The 15741-nt window shown below is 71.2% G+C and carries 10 protein-coding genes; 7 read left to right on the forward strand and 3 right to left on the reverse strand.

Features of this window, described 5'->3' with window-relative positions; all coding sequences use genetic code 11:
- Nucleotides 1–45: 45 nt before the first annotated feature.
- From ACFVYE_RS01470 to ACFVYE_RS01480, 3 genes are all read right to left on the reverse strand, one after another.
- Nucleotides 46–1506, reverse strand: coding sequence for a glutamate synthase subunit beta (locus tag ACFVYE_RS01470; protein ID WP_383962301.1), 1461 nt, complete (start codon nt 1504–1506; stop codon nt 46–48).
- On the reverse strand, nt 1499–6058 hold the full coding sequence (gene gltB / locus ACFVYE_RS01475) for a glutamate synthase large subunit (protein ID WP_383962304.1): 4560 nt from the start codon (nt 6056–6058) through the stop codon (nt 1499–1501). Before gltB ends, ACFVYE_RS01470 begins: the two co-directional genes overlap by 8 nt.
- A 440-nt stretch (nt 6059–6498) precedes the next feature.
- On the reverse strand, nt 6499–7233 hold the full coding sequence (locus ACFVYE_RS01480; RefSeq protein WP_383962307.1) for a VIT1/CCC1 transporter family protein: 735 nt from the start codon (nt 7231–7233) through the stop codon (nt 6499–6501).
- 264 nt (nt 7234–7497) lie between these two features.
- Here ACFVYE_RS01480 and ACFVYE_RS01485 point away from each other — a divergent pair, with 264 nt between their 5' ends.
- From ACFVYE_RS01485 to ACFVYE_RS01515, 7 genes are read left to right on the forward strand one after another with little or no spacing between them, the layout of a single operon-like run.
- A complete protein-coding gene (locus tag ACFVYE_RS01485) occupies nt 7498–8700 on the forward strand; it encodes an ADP-ribosylglycohydrolase family protein (protein ID WP_383962309.1) in 1203 nt (400 codons plus the stop codon).
- Nucleotides 8700–9989 carry an ADP-ribosylglycohydrolase family protein gene (locus ACFVYE_RS01490; RefSeq protein ID WP_383962312.1) on the forward strand — a complete coding sequence of 430 codons (1290 nt, stop codon included), beginning with the start codon at nt 8700–8702 and terminating at the stop codon, nt 9987–9989. Before ACFVYE_RS01485 ends, ACFVYE_RS01490 begins: the two co-directional genes overlap by 1 nt.
- Nucleotides 9934–11121, forward strand: a complete 1188-nt coding sequence (locus ACFVYE_RS01495; protein WP_389603542.1) for an ADP-ribosylglycohydrolase family protein — start codon at nt 9934–9936, stop codon at nt 11119–11121. Before ACFVYE_RS01490 ends, ACFVYE_RS01495 begins: the two co-directional genes overlap by 56 nt.
- The gene (locus ACFVYE_RS01500; RefSeq protein ID WP_383962318.1) at nt 11118–12491 is read left to right on the forward strand and encodes an ADP-ribosylglycohydrolase family protein; all 1374 of its coding nucleotides are present in this window, start codon (nt 11118–11120) and stop codon (nt 12489–12491) included. The genes ACFVYE_RS01495 and ACFVYE_RS01500 overlap by 4 nt, the downstream gene beginning before the upstream one ends.
- Nucleotides 12488–13372: a ribokinase gene (rbsK, locus tag ACFVYE_RS01505; RefSeq protein ID WP_383962320.1), complete on the forward strand. Its 885-nt coding sequence runs from the start codon at nt 12488–12490 to the stop codon at nt 13370–13372. Before ACFVYE_RS01500 ends, rbsK begins: the two co-directional genes overlap by 4 nt.
- On the forward strand, nt 13369–14568 hold the full coding sequence (locus tag ACFVYE_RS01510; protein WP_389603545.1) for a CaiB/BaiF CoA transferase family protein: 1200 nt from the start codon (nt 13369–13371) through the stop codon (nt 14566–14568). The genes rbsK and ACFVYE_RS01510 overlap by 4 nt, the downstream gene beginning before the upstream one ends.
- Complete coding sequence (locus ACFVYE_RS01515; RefSeq protein WP_389603547.1) at nt 14565–15383, forward strand: HpcH/HpaI aldolase/citrate lyase family protein; 819 nt, start codon at nt 14565–14567, stop codon at nt 15381–15383. The genes ACFVYE_RS01510 and ACFVYE_RS01515 overlap by 4 nt, the downstream gene beginning before the upstream one ends.
- The last annotated feature ends 358 nt before the right edge of the window (nt 15384–15741 follow it).

Below are 15741 nucleotides of genomic sequence, written 5' to 3' on the forward strand. Positions count from 1 at the left end.
TTCAGTTCCGTACGCCTTTGTACGGGACGTCCATGTGTGCCGTGATCAGACCATCAGGGAACGGTCCGTCGGGCGGATCGGGGCCGGCAGTGCGCTGGCTCCGGTCAGGAAGCGGTCCACACCGCGCGCCGCGGAGCGGCCCTCGGCGATGGCCCACACGATGAGGGACTGGCCGCGGCCCGCGTCACCGGCGACGAAGACTCCGTCGACGTTGGTGGCGTAGTCCGCGTCGCGCGCGACATTGCCACGCTCGTCGAGCTCCACACCGAACTGCTGGACGAGGCCGTTGGACTGGTCGGTACCGGTGAAGCCCATGGCGAGTGTGACCAGCTGCGCCGGGATCCGGCGCCCGGTGCCGGGCTTCTGCTCCAGCTTGCCGTCCTTGAACTCCACCTCGACGAGGTGCAGCGCCTGGACGTTGCCGTCCTCGTCGCCCTCGAAGTGGGTGGTGGAGACGGAGTAGACCCGCTCGCCGCCCTCCTCGTGCGCGGAGGTGACCTTGTACAGCATCGGGAAGGTCGGCCAGGGCTGGTTGGCGTTCCGGTCCTCGCCCGGCTTCGGCATGATCTCCAGCTGGGTGACGGAGGCCGCGCCCTGGCGGTGGGCGGTGCCGACGCAGTCGGCGCCGGTGTCGCCGCCGCCGATGACGACGACGTGCTTGCCCTCGGCGGTGATCGGGGAGACCGTCAGGTCGCCCTCCTGCACCTTGTTGGCGAGCGGCAGGTACTCCATGGCGAAGTGCACGCCGTTCAGCTCACGGCCCGGGACGGGCAGATCGCGGGAGACGGTGGCACCGGCGGCGATGACGACCGCGTCGTACCGGCGGCGGAGCTTGGCGGCGTCGAGGTCCTTGCCGATCTCCACCTCCGTACGGAACTTGGTGCCTTCCGCGCGCATCTGCTCGATGCGGCGGTTGATGTGCGACTTCTCCATCTTGAACTCGGGGATGCCGTACCGGAGAAGACCTCCGATGCGGTCCGCGCGCTCGAAGACGGCGACCGTGTGGCCGGCCCGGGTCAGCTGCTGGGCAGCGGCGAGACCCGCCGGGCCCGAGCCGATGACGGCGACGGTCTTGCCGGACAGCCGCTCGGGCGGCTGCGGGGTGACGTCGCCGCTGTCCCACGCCTTGTCGATGATCGAGACTTCGACGTTCTTGATGGTGACGGCCGGCTGGTTGATGCCGAGCACACACGCCGACTCGCACGGGGCCGGGCAGAGCCGCCCGGTGAACTCCGGGAAGTTGTTCGTCGCGTGCAGGCGCTCGGACGCGGCCGTCCAGTCCTCGCGGTAGGCGTAGTCGTTCCACTCGGGGATGAGGTTTCCGAGCGGGCAGCCGTTGTGGCAGAACGGGATGCCGCAGTCCATGCAGCGGCCGGCCTGCTTGCTGATGACCGGGAGCAGCGAGCCCGGAACGTAGACCTCGTTCCAGTCCTTGACGCGCTCGCCCACGGGGCGGGTCTCGGCGACCTCGCGCCCGGTGGTCAGGAAGCCCTTGGGGTCAGCCATTGGTCGCCGCCTCCATCATCTTCTCGGTGGTCTCCTGTTCGGAGAGACCGGCGAGCTCAGCGGCGTCCTTGGCGGCGAGCACTGCCTTGTAGGTGGACGGGATGATCTTGCTGAAGCGGGCCACCGCGGTGTCCCACTCGGCAAGAAGCTTCTCGGCGACCGTGGAACCGGTCTCCTCCTGGTGGCGGCGCACCACATCGTGCAGCCACTGCTTGTCGGTGTCCAAGAGGGCCTCGATCGCGTCGAGGTTGCCGACGTTGACGTTGTCGCGGTCCAGGTCGATGACGTACGCGACACCGCCCGACATACCTGCGGCGAAGTTGCGTCCGGTCTCGCCGAGCACGACGGCGTGACCGCCGGTCATGTACTCGCAGCCGTGGTCGCCCACGCCTTCCGAGACGACCGTCGCGCCGGAGTTGCGGACGCAGAACCGCTCGCCGGTCCGGCCGCGGAGGAACAGCTCGCCGCCGGTGGCGCCGTAGGCGATGGTGTTGCCCGCGATGGTGGAGTACTCGGCGAGGTGGTCTGCGCCACGGTCCGGGCGGACGATGACGCGGCCGCCGGAGAGGCCCTTGCCGACGTAGTCGTTGGCGTCGCCCTCCAGGCGCAGCGTCACACCGCTCGGCAGGAACGCGCCGAACGACTGGCCGGCGGAGCCGGTGAAGGTGATGTCGACGGTGTCCTCGGGCAGGCCCGCACCGCCGAACTTCTTCGTCACCTCGTGACCGAGCATGGTGCCGACGGTCCGGTTGATGTTCCGGATCGCGATCTGGGCCCGGACCGGCTGGGCGTCCTCGGCGCTGTCCGCGTTCAGGGCGTCGGCGGCGAGCTTGATCAGCTCGTTGTCGAGGGCCTTGGCCAGACCGTGGTCCTGCTCGATCTGCTGGTGCCGGACGGCACCTTCGGGCAGCTCCGGGACGTAGAACAGGGGCTCCAGGTCGAGGCCCTGCGCCTTCCAGTGCGTGATGGCACGGTCGGTGTCGAGCAGCTCGGCGTGGCCGACGGCCTCTTCGATCGTGCGGAAGCCCAGCTCGGCGAGGAGCTCACGGACTTCCTGGGCGATGAACTCGAAGAAGTTGACGACGTACTCGGCCTTGCCGGCGAACCTGCTCCGCAGGACCGGGTTCTGGGTGGCGATGCCGACCGGGCAGGTGTCCAGGTGGCAGACACGCATCATGACGCAGCCGGAGACGACGAGCGGCGCGGTCGCGAAACCGAACTCCTCGGCGCCCAGCAGCGCGGCGATGACGACGTCGCGGCCGGTCTTCAGCTGGCCGTCGGTCTGCACGACGATGCGGTCGCGCAGACCGTTGAGCAGCAGGGTCTGCTGGGTCTCGGCGAGGCCGAGCTCCCAGGGGCCGCCCGCGTGCTTCAGCGAGGTGAGCGGTGAGGCGCCCGTTCCGCCGTCGTGGCCTGAGATCAGGACGACGTCCGCGTGCGCCTTGGAGACACCCGCGGCGACCGTGCCGACGCCGACCTCGGAGACCAGCTTCACGTGGATGCGGGCCGCCGGGTTGGCGTTCTTGAGGTCGTGGATCAGCTGAGCCAGGTCCTCGATGGAGTAGATGTCGTGGTGCGGCGGCGGCGAGATCAGACCGACACCCGGGGTGGAGTGCCGGGTCTTGGCGACCCACGGGTAGACCTTGTGGCCGGGCAGCTGGCCGCCCTCGCCGGGCTTGGCACCCTGCGCCATCTTGATCTGGATGTCGTCCGCGTTGACCAGGTACTCGCTGGTCACACCGAAGCGGCCGGAGGCGACCTGCTTGATGGACGAGCGGCGTGCCGGGTCGTAGAGCCGGTCGGCGTCCTCGCCGCCCTCACCGGTGTTGGACTTGCCGCCCAGCTGGTTCATGGCGATGGCGAGGGTCTCGTGCGCCTCGCGCGAGATCGAGCCGTACGACATGGCGCCGGTGGAGAAGCGCTTGACGATGTCGGAGACGGACTCGACCTCGTCGATCGAGATCGCCTCGCGGTCGCTCTTGAAGCCGAACAGACCACGCAGCGTCATCAGGCGCTCGGACTGCTCGTTCACCCGGTCCGTGTACTTCTTGAAGATGTCGTACCGCTTGTTGCGCGTGGCGTGCTGGAGGCGGAAGACCGTCTCCGGGTCGAACAGGTGCGGCTCGCCCTCGCGGCGCCACTGGTACTCGCCGCCGATCTCCAGCGCGCGGTGCGAGGCGGAGATGCCGGAGGCGGGGTAGCCCTTGGCGTGCCGGGCGGCGACCTCCTTGGCGACGACGTCGAGTCCGGCGCCGCCGATCTTGGTCGCGGTGCCGTTGAAGTACTTCGCGACGAAGTCCTCGTCCAGGCCGACGGCCTCGAAGACCTGGGCGCCGCGGTAGGAGGCCACGGTCGAGATGCCCATCTTGGACATGACCTTCAGGACGCCCTTGCCGAGCGCGTAGATCAGGTTCCGGATGGCCTTCTCGGGCTCGATGCCCTCGATGAACGTACCGGCGCGGACCAGGTCCTCGACGGACTCCATCGCCAGGTACGGGTTGACCGCGGCGGCGCCGTAACCGATCAGCAGCGCGACGTGGTGGACCTCGCGGACGTCCCCGGCCTCGACCAGCAGACCCACCTGGGTGCGCTGCTTGGTGCGGATGAGGTGGTGGTGGACGGCCGAGGTGAGCAGCAGCGACGGGATCGGCGCGTGCTCGGCGTCGGAGTGCCGGTCGGACAGGACGATCAGGCGGGCGCCGTCCTCTATGGCGGCGTCGACCTCGGTACAGATCTGCTCGATCCGCGCCGCGAGGGCATCGCCGCCACCGCCGACCCGGTAGAGACCGGAGAGCGTGGCGGCCTTCATGCCCGGCATGTCGCCGTCGGCATTGATGTGTATCAGCTTGGCCAGCTCGTCGTTGTCGATCACCGGGAACGGCAGCGTTACGCTGCGGCACGACGCGGCGGTCGGCTCCAGCAGGTTGCCCTGCGGGCCGAGCGTGGAGCGCAGCGAGGTGACGAGCTCCTCGCGGATGGCGTCCAGCGGCGGATTGGTGACCTGCGCGAACAGCTGGGTGAAGTAGTCGAAGAGCAGCCGCGGACGCTCGGAGAGGGCGGCGATCGGCGAGTCCGTGCCCATGGAGCCGAGCGGCTCGCCGGCGGTGCGGGCCATCGGCGCGAGGATGACGCGGAGCTCTTCCTCGGTGTAGCCGAAGGTCTGCTGGCGGCGGGTGACGGAGGCGTGCGTGTGCACGATGTGCTCCCGCTCGGGGAGGTCCTCCAGCTCGATCTCGCCGGTCTCCAGCCACTCCTGGTAGGGCTGCTCGGCGGCGAGGCCGGCCTTGATCTCGTCGTCCTCGATGATGCGGCCCTCGGCCGTGTCGACGAGGAACATCCTGCCGGGCTGGAGGCGGCCCTTGCGGACGACCTTCGCGGGGTCGATGTCCAGGACACCGACCTCGGAGGAGAGCACGACGAGGCCGTCGTCGGTGACCCAGTAGCGGCCCGGACGCAGACCGTTGCGGTCCAGGACCGCGCCGACCTGGGTGCCGTCGGTGAAGGTGACGCAGGCAGGGCCGTCCCAGGGCTCCATCATCGTGGAGTGGTACTGGTAGAAGGCGCGGCGGGCCGGGTCCATGGAGTCGTGGTTCTCCCACGCCTCGGGGACCATCATCAGCACCGAGTGGGGCAGCGAACGGCCGCCGAGGTGGAGCAGCTCCAGGACCTCGTCGAAGGAGGCGGAGTCGGAGGCGTCCGGGGTGCAGACGGGGAAGATCCGGTCCAGCTGCGCAGCCCCGAAGAGGCTGGAGGCGAGCTGGGACTCGCGGGCCTTCATCCAGTTGCGGTTGCCCTTGACCGTGTTGATCTCGCCGTTGTGCGCGACGAAGCGGTACGGGTGGGCGAGCGGCCAGCTCGGGAAGGTGTTCGTGGAGAAGCGCGAGTGGACCAGTGCGACGGTGGTGGCGAAGCGGCGGTCGGAGAGGTCCGGGAAGAACGGCTCCAGCTGCCCCGTGGTGAGCATGCCCTTGTAGACGATCGTGCGGGCGGACAGCGAGGGGAAGTACACCCCGGCCTCACGCTCGGCGCGCTTGCGCAGCACGAAGGCCTTGCGGTCGAGCACGATGCCGGCGCTCTCGCCGTCCGCGACGAAGAGCTGACGGAACTCGGGCATGGTGGCGCGGGCGCCGCTGCCGAGGAGGTCGGGGCTGACCGGGACTTCGCGCCAGCCGAGGACCTTCAGGCCCTCCTCGGCGGCGATCTTCTCCAGCTTCTGGACGGCCTCGGTGGAGTCGTCCGCGGGCAGGAAGGCGATTCCGACGGCGTAGCCACCGGCCTCCGGGAGGTCGAAGGGGACCTCTGCGCGGAGGAAGGCGTCCGGTACCTGGAGCAGGATTCCGGCGCCGTCGCCCGAGTCGGGCTCGGATCCGGTGGCGCCGCGGTGCTCGAGGTTGCGCAGTACGGTCAGCGCCTGCTCGACCAGCTCATGGCTGGCCACACCGGTAAGAGTGGCCACGAACCCGACACCACAGGCGTCGTGCTCGTTACGGGGGTCGTACATCCCCTGCTGGGCGGGGCGACCGTCCATGGGCGACCAGGCGTCGGAACGCATTGGCTCTCCCGTCGTCGTCGTGGCATATGCAGTGCCGAGGGACGACGTTGGCCCTCTGCGAAATTTCGTGCAGGTTACATGATGGGGCGCTTCTCAAGAAGCGGATAGCTCGTTCCAACATGCGGACACCGCATGAGGCGGTGAGGGTGGGTCGCAGTCGGAGGATCGGCGCCCGGGGGGACCGCAGAGAGCAGGCGTCGTTGCCTGCGGTGTCTACGGCTCATGCCCAGCGGCAAAGGAAACGAAACCGCCAGGTAACGGCTAATTATGCGTAGCCTTGTATAGGGACTCATTTTACGCCTGGTGAGGCCGTCCGCCCAGGGGCGGACGCCAAGACGTACGTCACACGAATGGCGGACGCGTTACGGAAATAAGCCCGTCCGGCATCCGGAGGAAGCCTTCGGCCGGACGGGCCCCTGTCACACTCCTGCCGAGGAGCCCTAGCTTCCGACGGCCACACCGAACAGTGTGCCCAGACCGTAGGTGATCGCCGCCGCGGCCCCGCCCAGCACCAGCTGACGCAGCCCGCTGTACAGCCAGCTGCGCGCCGTGACCCTGGCCACCACCGCACCGCAGGCGAACAGCCCGACCAGTGCGAGCAGCACGGCCGGCCACAGCGCACTCGCGCCGAGCAGATACGGCAGTACGGGCAGCAGAGCCCCCAGCGCGAACGCACCGAACGACGAAACGGCGGCGACGAGCGGCGAGGGAAGATCGCCCGGGTCGATGCCGAGCTCCTCGCGGGCGTGGATCTCCAGGGCCTGCTCCGGGTCGCGCGACAGCTGCCGTGCGACCTCGCGGGCGAGCCCGGGCTCGACGCCACGGGACTCGTAGAGCTCGGCGAGCTCCCGCTCCTCGTCCTTGGGATGCTTGTGCAACTCGCGTCGCTCGACGTCGAGTTCGGCCTCGACGAGCTCGCGCTGCGAGGCGACGGAGGTGTATTCGCCCGCCGCCATGGAGAACGCACCGGCTGCCAGGCCCGCCAGACCGGTGATCACAATCGTCTGCTGGGCAACGGCACCGCCCGCGACGCCGGTCATCAGCGCGAGGTTGGAGACCAGCCCGTCCATGGCGCCGAACACCGCCGGGCGCAGCCAGCCGCCGTTCACATCGCGGTGGCTGTGGTTGTCGCGGTGCGCCTCGTGCAGTACGGCGTCGGTCTCGATGATGGACACAGCTCTCCCCTTCTCCGGCAGCGGGTTTCACGCGCTCCGCCCCCGCTCAACACCATCGAAAGTACGCACGAAAAAGGCCCCCCGCCAGCAAGGCAGGCCGTACTTACCTGCCCCTGTGACCAGGTAAGTACGGCCTGACTTACTGCCTCTGAGCCGTCATCCGACTGGCCCTTTTGTTGCGATTATCGGCCTCTGTCGGGGCTCCGCGTGGCACAGATCGAGCAGGTACGAGAACTGGCTCGGTGTGAGCGAAGGGTCGACGCGATGGAGTTGATTGCAGGAAATCCGGCAGAGCCGCGGACGGGCGGTACGGAGGCGGCGGTACGAGGTGGCACGGACCGGGGCGAGGTGTCGCGGGGAAACCTGGGCGACCGGGCCCGGGGCTCCCTGCTCGGCCTCGCGGTCGGTGACGCGCTGGGCGCACCGGCGGAGAATCTGCGGCCGTCCGAGATCCGTCGTCGCTGGGGCCGGATCGAGGGCTTCGTGAGCGACGACCCCGCGGGTACGGACGACACGGAGTACGCGATCTTCTCCGGGCTGCTGCTAGCCCGGCACGGTTCGGCGCTGACCGTCACCCATGTGGAGCGGGCCTGGCATCTGTGGATCGCCGACCTGGACGAGGGGCCGTTCCGCGGCGCCGGGTTCAGTGAGCGGGGCACGCTGGAGAATCTGCGCCGGGGCCTCGCCGCCCCGATCTCCGCTCAGCACCGGCACGCCTGGAGCGACGGCCTGGCGATGCGGGCGGCGCCGTTCGGCGTCTTCGCGGCGGGCCGGCCGGACGAGGCGGCGCGGCTGGTCGCGGTGGACGGGCGGGTCAGCCATGACGGGGAGGGCATCTACGGCGGCCAGGCGGTGGCGGCCGGGGTGGCCGCTGCGATGGTGGGTGCCGGGGTCGCGTCGGTGATCGCCGCCGCGCTGTCCGTCGTCCCCATGGACTCCTGGACAGCGCGCTCGCTGCGGCGCGCGGTGGCGGCGGCACAGCGCACGTACCCCGACCGGCTCACCAGGGAACGCGCGGTGCGCTCCGCGGTTGTCGTCGGCGGCTATCCGTGGACGGACCTGGCGCCCGAGGCGGTCGGCCTGGCCTTCGGCGCGTTCGCGGCGGCGCGCGGCGACTTCCGTACGGCAGTGCTGACCGCGGTCAACATGGGCCGCGACGCGGACACGACGGCCGCGGTGGCGGGGGCCCTGGCCGGCGCCCTGCACGGGGCGTCCGCGATTCCGCGGCACTGGGGGGAGGCGATCGGCCCGGTCCGGGGCAGTTGCCTGCCGTCGATGCGGGGCTACCACGTCCTGGACATCGCGGAGTTGCTCACCCCGGACGACGCGGACGAGGTGTACAAGGGCGCGCGGAACGACGCCGGTACGCCGGAGGGCGCCCCGGCGCGGGACACCGGCACCGGGTACGCGCCGCCCGGCGCCCCGTCCGCCACCTCCCCCACCACGGGCGGAACGGTGGTGGAGTGATGACCACCGCGCGCGGCACTCGGAAGGACCCCCACCCAGACGCCCCGCACGATGCCCCCCGCACCGCCGCCTCCCGTATCCGTACCCGTCCCGCCCCCGGGCACAGGGCCCGGATCGAGGGGCTGTTGCTCGGGCTCGCCTCCGGGGACGCCGCCGGGTGGCCCGCCGCGCGGCACCGGGCCGCCAGGATGCCCGAGTGGACCCGGCGCCTCACCCGGGAACTCGACACCTTCGCCGAGCAGAACGCCACGACCACGCTGCCCGTGCCCATCGCGCTCAACCAGCCGCCCGAACCCCTGCGCCTCGGGCCCTCCGACGACGCCGAATGGGCGGCGTTCGCCGCCGGGACCGTGCTCACCTCGGCGGCCGGTCCGCTGCACGGGCTGTCCCCCGAACGCCGAGTGCGGGCCGCCATCGACGTCGCCTGGAACGCTCTGGCGGCCGAGGTCGCCGCGGCTGCCGCCCGTGCCCCCGAGGTCGAGTCCGCGGTGCTCCCCCTGCGCGCCCGGATCTCGGTGCGGGCCGGGCTCGGCAATCTCGCCGCCGGGTTGCGCCCGCCCGCCACCGGTCACGACAACCCGCACTACTTCGACGACGCGGCCTGCGTACGGGCCGCCGTGCTCGCCGTCGTCCACCCCGCGGACCCCGGGGCCGCCGCCGACCTCGCCGAGTTCGATGCCCGCTACACCCAGGACGGCGACGGTGTGCACGGTGCCCGCGCGATGGCGGCCGCGATCGCCGAGGCCCTGGGCGGTGCGGACGTGGACACCGCGGTGAACGCCGCGCTCGCCCAGCTCCCCGACGGCACGGAGATCGCCCGCAACGCCGCCCACGCCGTCCGGATCGCCCGCGACTTCGTCGGCGAGGCGGCCGGCGCGTTCGCCCTCGTACCGGTGCTGGAGCATCAGATCGTGGACCACGTCTACAGCTACGGGATCGCCGCTGCCGAGACCGTCCCGGTCGCCCTCGCCCTGGCCACCGCGGCCCGCGGCCAGATCGCCCAGGCCATTCCCGCGGCGGCATGCCTGTCACGGGTGGCCGACTCGGCGCCCGCGCTGGCCGGCGCTCTGACCGGTGCGCTCGGCGGCATCGGCGCCCTCCCGGACGGCTGGCGCGAGGCCTGCCGCACCCTGGCGGGGTGTGCGCTGCCCCGACTCGCGGGGACCGATCTCATCGAACTCGCCGGGCTGCTGGCAGACACGGAACCGAAGCCCGCGGGTGGACAATTCGGACATGACATCCACGACGCCCATGCGGTCCGAGGCGAAGACCACGGCACTCACACTTGATGAACGGATCACGGGAGCGCTCGTCGGCGCCGCGGTCGGCGACGCGCTCGGCGGTCCGGTCGAGGGCCGGCCCCCCGAGCAGATCGTGGCACGCCACGGCGGGCGGATCAGCGGCGTCGTCGGCCCGTGGGACGGCGACGACTGGCGTACCGCCCGCCCCATCGCCCCGTACCACAAGGGCGACGGACACGTCACCGACGACACCTTGATGACCCATGCGCTGGTGCGGGTGTACGGCGCCGTGCGCGACCATCTCGACGCGTACGCGGTCGCCGACCATCTCGTGCCGGAGCTGATCTCCACCCCCCGCTGGATCCCGGAGCTGGAGGCCCACGCGCTGCCGCTCCAGCGGATCTTCCTCGCCGAGAAGTGGATCGTCGCGCGGCTGCACTACGGGCATGTCGATCCGCGCGAGGCGGGCTCCGGAAACATCGTCAACTGCGGTGCGGCGATGTACATGGCACCGGTCGGCCTGGTCAACGCCGCCCACCCGCAGGCCGCGTACGCCGAGGCGCTGGATGTCGCCGGTGCCCATCAGTCCTCGTACGGCAGGGAGGCGGCCGGAGTCTTCGCGGCGGCCGTCGCCGCCGCCTGCGCCCCGGACGCGACGCCCGCCACCGTCGTCGACACCTGTCTGTCGCTCGCCAAGGACGGGACGCATGCCGCCATCGAGGCGGTGTGCGAAGTGGCCGTACGGCACCGCGACTTCGAGTCGGCGCTGACTCCGCTGCGTACCGCCGTCGCACCCTTCGACACCGTCGGCCCCGACTATCGCGCCCCGTCCCTCGGCGCCCGCCGGCCGTCCCGGCTGCACTCCATCGAGGAGCTCCCGATCGCGCTCGGCATGCTGCTGGTAGCGGACGGCGACTACCGGCACGCGGTCCTCGGCTCGGTCAACTACGGCCGGGACTGCGACTCGATCGCCACGATGAGCGGCGCGATCGCGGGCGCGCTCCACGGTGAGCGGGCGATCCCCGCCGCCTGGGCGAGAACGGTCGCCGAGGCCAGCCGGCTCGATCTGCACGCCCCCGCGCGGACCCTGGCCGACGTCTCCCGCGACGTGTTCGTACGGGACACGGCCCGGCGCCGCGCGCACGAGTCGGCGTTCGCCGCGCTGGTGGGTACGCCATGAAGGTACGGGTGACGTGGGTGCAGCCCGAGGACCTGGTCGGGCACGAGCTGCGCCAGGCGGCCGAGGACGGACGGGACGCGCGAGCCATCGCGCGCCGGTGGTACGAGGCGGGCGGCGCCCCCGCCCCGGAGCGCGCGGGCGCGTCGACGCCTGCGGCACCCGAGCTGCGCGCGCTCGCCGAACGGCTGCTCGACGAACTCGCCCTGCTGGAATCACCGTTGGAGGCCGACGAGCCGACGGAGCTGACCGCGATCCGGGCGGCCTGCCCGGACTGGCCGGTCCCCCGCACGGACCCGCCGCCGGTGAGTCAGGACCGCCTGCACACCGCCTGGCTGGGCCGGGCCGCCGGCTGTCTGCTCGGCAAACCCGTCGAGAAACTGCCGCTCACAGGAATCCGCGCACTGGCGCGCGCCAGTGGCAACTGGCCACTGTCCACCTGGTTCACCGCCAAGGGGCTGCCCGCCGAACTGGCCGCCACCTACCCCTGGAACCGACGCTCCGCACACACCTCCCTGGCCGAGAACATCGACGGCATGCCGGAGGATGACGATCTCAACTACCCCCTTCTCACTGTCTTGTTGCTCCAGCGGTACGGTCCCTCCTTCACCACCTGCGATCTCGCCCGGCTCTGGCTCGACGAACTCCCGGCCGGCCGGACGTTCACCGCCGAGCGAGTTGCGTACCGCAACCTGCTCGACGGGATCGAGCCCCCGCACACCGCCAGGTACCGCAACCCGTTCCGGGAGTGGATCGGTGCCCTGATCCGGGCCGATGTGCACGGCTGGACGCATCCGGGCGACCCGTCGGCCGCGGCGGAGCAGGCGCACCGGGACGCCGTCCTCACCCATACCGCCAACGGGGTGTACGGGGCGATGTTCACCGCCGCGGCGCTCGCCGAGGCGGCCGGCGGTGAGAGTGATGTGCACGACTGTCTGGCCGCCGGACTGCGTGTGGTCCCGCCGCGTTCACGGTTCGCGCACGCGGTGCGTTTCGGTGTCGGGGCGGCCCACGGCGAGAGCGGCTTCGACGCGGTGGCCGACCGGCTGCACGCCGAGTACGGCAGCTACCACTGGGTCCATGTGCTGCCCAATGCCGCACTGCTCGCCGCCGCCCTCACACACGCCGACGGAGACTTCTCCGACTCCATCTGCCGTGCCGTGTCGGGTGGCTGGGATACCGACTCGAACGGCGCGACTGCCGGTTCGCTCGCCGGTCTGCTGGCCGGGAGCCCCGACGCGCTGCCCGACCGCTGGACCACCCCGCTGAAGAACCGCCTCGCCACGTCCGTCCCCGGTTTCGACTCCATCGGCTTCGACGCACTCGCCGAACAGACCCACCGGCTCACCCACAAGGAGGCACTCCGCCCATGACCGGCATCGCGGTGCTCGGCAGCACCAATATGGACCTTGTCGCCTACGTCGCACGGGCTCCGGAGCGCGGAGAGACCGTCACCGGACGGGACTTCCGCACCATTCCCGGCGGCAAGGGCGCCAACCAGGCCGTCGCCGCCGCCCGTGCGGGCGGCGAGGTGACGATGATCGGCGCGGTCGGCGACGACGAGTACGGCACCCTGCTGCGGTCCAACCTGGAGCACGCCGGCGTCGACACCGATCTGCTGCACACCGCGGACGGCCCCAGCGGCACCGCGCACATCGTCGTCGACGACATGGGCTCCAACTCCATCGTGGTGATCCCCGGCGCCAACGGCACCGTCACCGCCCTCGGCCCCGGTGAAATGGCCGCCATCGCCGGAGCCGATCTGCTGCTCCTCCAGCTGGAGCTGCCGCTGCCCGCCGTGATGGAGGGCGCGCGGGTGGCCCACGCCCAGGGCGTACGGACCATCCTCACCCCCTCCCCCGTACAGCCCCTGCCTTCCGAACTCCTCGACTGCGTCGATCTGCTGATCCCCAACGAGCACGAGGCGGCCGAGCTCACCGGTTCCGCGGATCCCCGTGCGGCAGCGCAGATCCTGCTCAGCCAGGTCCCGGCGGTCGTCGTCACACTCGGCTCGAAGGGCTGCCTCTACGCGGCCCGGGGCGGCGAACCCATCCTCTTCCCCGCCATCGAGGTCACCGCCGTCGACACCACCGGGGCCGGGGACACCTTCGTCGGCACGCTCGCCGTGGCTCTCGGCGAGCGACGGCCCGTACCCGAGTCACTGGCCTGGGCATCGTCCGCCGCCGCGCTCTGCGTACAGAGGCCGGGCGCCTCGACCTCCATGCCGTACCGCAGCGAGATCGACGCCGCATGAACACGACTGCGCAGGCGCCTCTGACCGGACTGCGGGTCATCGACCTCGCCACGCTCTTCGCAGGCCCCCTCTCCGCCACCATGCTCGGCGACTTCGGCGCCGAGGTGATCAAGGTCGAGCATCCGCGCAAGCCCGATCCGTCGCGCGGGCACGGCCCCACGAAGGACGGCGTCGGCCTGTGGTGGAAGCTGCTCGGCCGCAACAAGCGCAATCTGACCCTCGATCTGTCCAGCCCCGACGGGCGCGACATCCTGCTCCGGCTGGCCGCCGGGACCGATGTGATCATCGAGAACTTCCGGCCCGGGACGCTGGAGCGCTGGGGTCTCGGCTGGGCGGAACTGCACGCCGTCAACCCGCGGCTGGTGCTGGCCAGGGTCACCGGCTTCGGCCAGTTCGGCCCGTATGCACACCGCCCCGGTTTCGGCACACTGGCCGAGGCGATGAGCGGATTCGCCGCGATCACCGGAGAACCGGACGGACCGCCCACGCTGCCGCCGTTCGGGCTCGCCGACTCGATCGCGGCGCTGGCCACCGCGTACGCCGTGATGGCCGCACTCGCCGGACGCGACAGGACCGGGGAGGGGCAGATCGTCGACATGGCGATCATCGAGCCGATCCTGACGGTGCTCGGCCCGCAGCCGGTCTGGTACGACCAGCTCGGCTACGTACAACCGCGCACCGGCAACCGCTCCCGGAACAACGCCCCGCGCAATACGTACCGCACATCGGACGGGCACTGGGTGGCCGTCTCCACGTCCGCGCAGTCGATCGCCGAACGGGTCATGCATCTGGTCGGCCGGGCCGAGCTGATCGACGAACCCTGGTTCGGCTCCGGCACCACCCGCGCCGAGCACTCCGACGAGCTCGACGAGGCGGTCGGCAACTGGATCGCCCGGCACACCCGTGAGGACGCGGTCTCCGCGTTCGACAAGGCGGAGGCGGCGATCGCGCCCATCCACGACATCCGGGACGTGATGGAGGATCCGCAGTACCGGGCCCTGGACTCCATCACCGAGGTCGACGATCCGGAGCTGGGGCCGCTGCGGATGCAGAACGTCCTGTTCCGTCTCTCGGGGACACCGGGCGCAATCCGCTGGGCGGGCCGGCCGCACGGTGCGGACACCGACGCGATCCTCACCGGACTGGGTCTGTCGGGCCCGGAGATCGCCGCGCTGCGGGCGGAGCACGTCCTGTGACGGCGACGGTCCCCCTCACCCTGCTGTACGTCCCCGGGGACCGGCCCGAGGTGGTACGCAAGGCGCGCGACTCGGGAGCGGACGTGGTGATCGTCGATCTGGAGGACGCGGTCGCGCCGGACCGTAAGGAGTACGCACGGTCCGCCACCGCCGAGCTCCTGTCCGAGGTGGTCGAGGAGACGGCCGTGCCGATCCATGTCCGGGTCCACACCGAGGCGGACGTCCTCGCCCTGGCCGGGCTGCCGGGCCTCGCCGAACTCCGGCTGCCGAAGATCACGCATGCGGCGTCCGTCCATCACATCGCCGCTGTGGCACCGGGGGTCGCGCTCTGTCCGCTGCTGGAATCGGCGCTCGGCATCGAGCACGCGTACACGGTCGCCGTCTCCCATCCCCAGGTCCGCTCCATCGCACTGGGCGAGGCGGACCTCCGGGCCGATCTGGGGGTACGGGAGGACGCCGGGCTGGACTGGTCGCGCAGCCGGGTCGTGGTCGCCGCCCGCGCGGCCGGGCTCGCGCCACCCACCCAGTCGGTGTTCCCGGACGTACGGGACCTGGACGGCCTCTGGGCGTCCTGCGCGCATGGCCGCGCGCTGGGCTTTCTGGGCCGGGCGGCGATCCATCCCCGCCAGCTCCCGGTCATCGAGCGGGCGTTCCACCCGACGGCACAGGAGGTCGAGGCGGCGAAGGAGATCGTGGCGGCGGCCGTGACGGACGAGGGCGCGCTGGCTCTCCCCGACGGCCGGTTCGTCGACGCGGCTGTAGTGGCATCGGCCCGCCGCACGCTGGCGCTGGCACAGAGGCTGGGCGACGGGTGAGGTGCTGGACGGGTTCCGGCGCGAGCCCCATCCGCCTGACGGTTCCGTCCTCGATCGCCGGACGGGCTCGGCCTTGCCCAGCCGGCGTTCGCGTACAGACGCGGGTTTGATCCATCCGCCCGGCGACCGCGAGCACCGACGGCGCGAGGCCGAAATCAGGCCCGCCGAGGGGCCCCGCCCATGCCCTTGAGGCTGTGGTGGAGATCGAGGACACACTCTCGGCCGCAGGCCGGCGTAAAGCGTGGGGGGGGGGGGGGGGCCCGGCGGGGGGGGGGGGCCCCCGGCGGGGAGTTAGAAAAAAGAACAAACAACCCCACACAAACAAAAATAAATTAAATAATTGCGAGCTGGTAGAGGA

Source organism: Streptomyces sp. NPDC058239 (genome assembly GCF_042882185.1).
Taxonomy (GTDB): domain Bacteria; phylum Actinomycetota; class Actinomycetes; order Streptomycetales; family Streptomycetaceae; genus Streptomyces.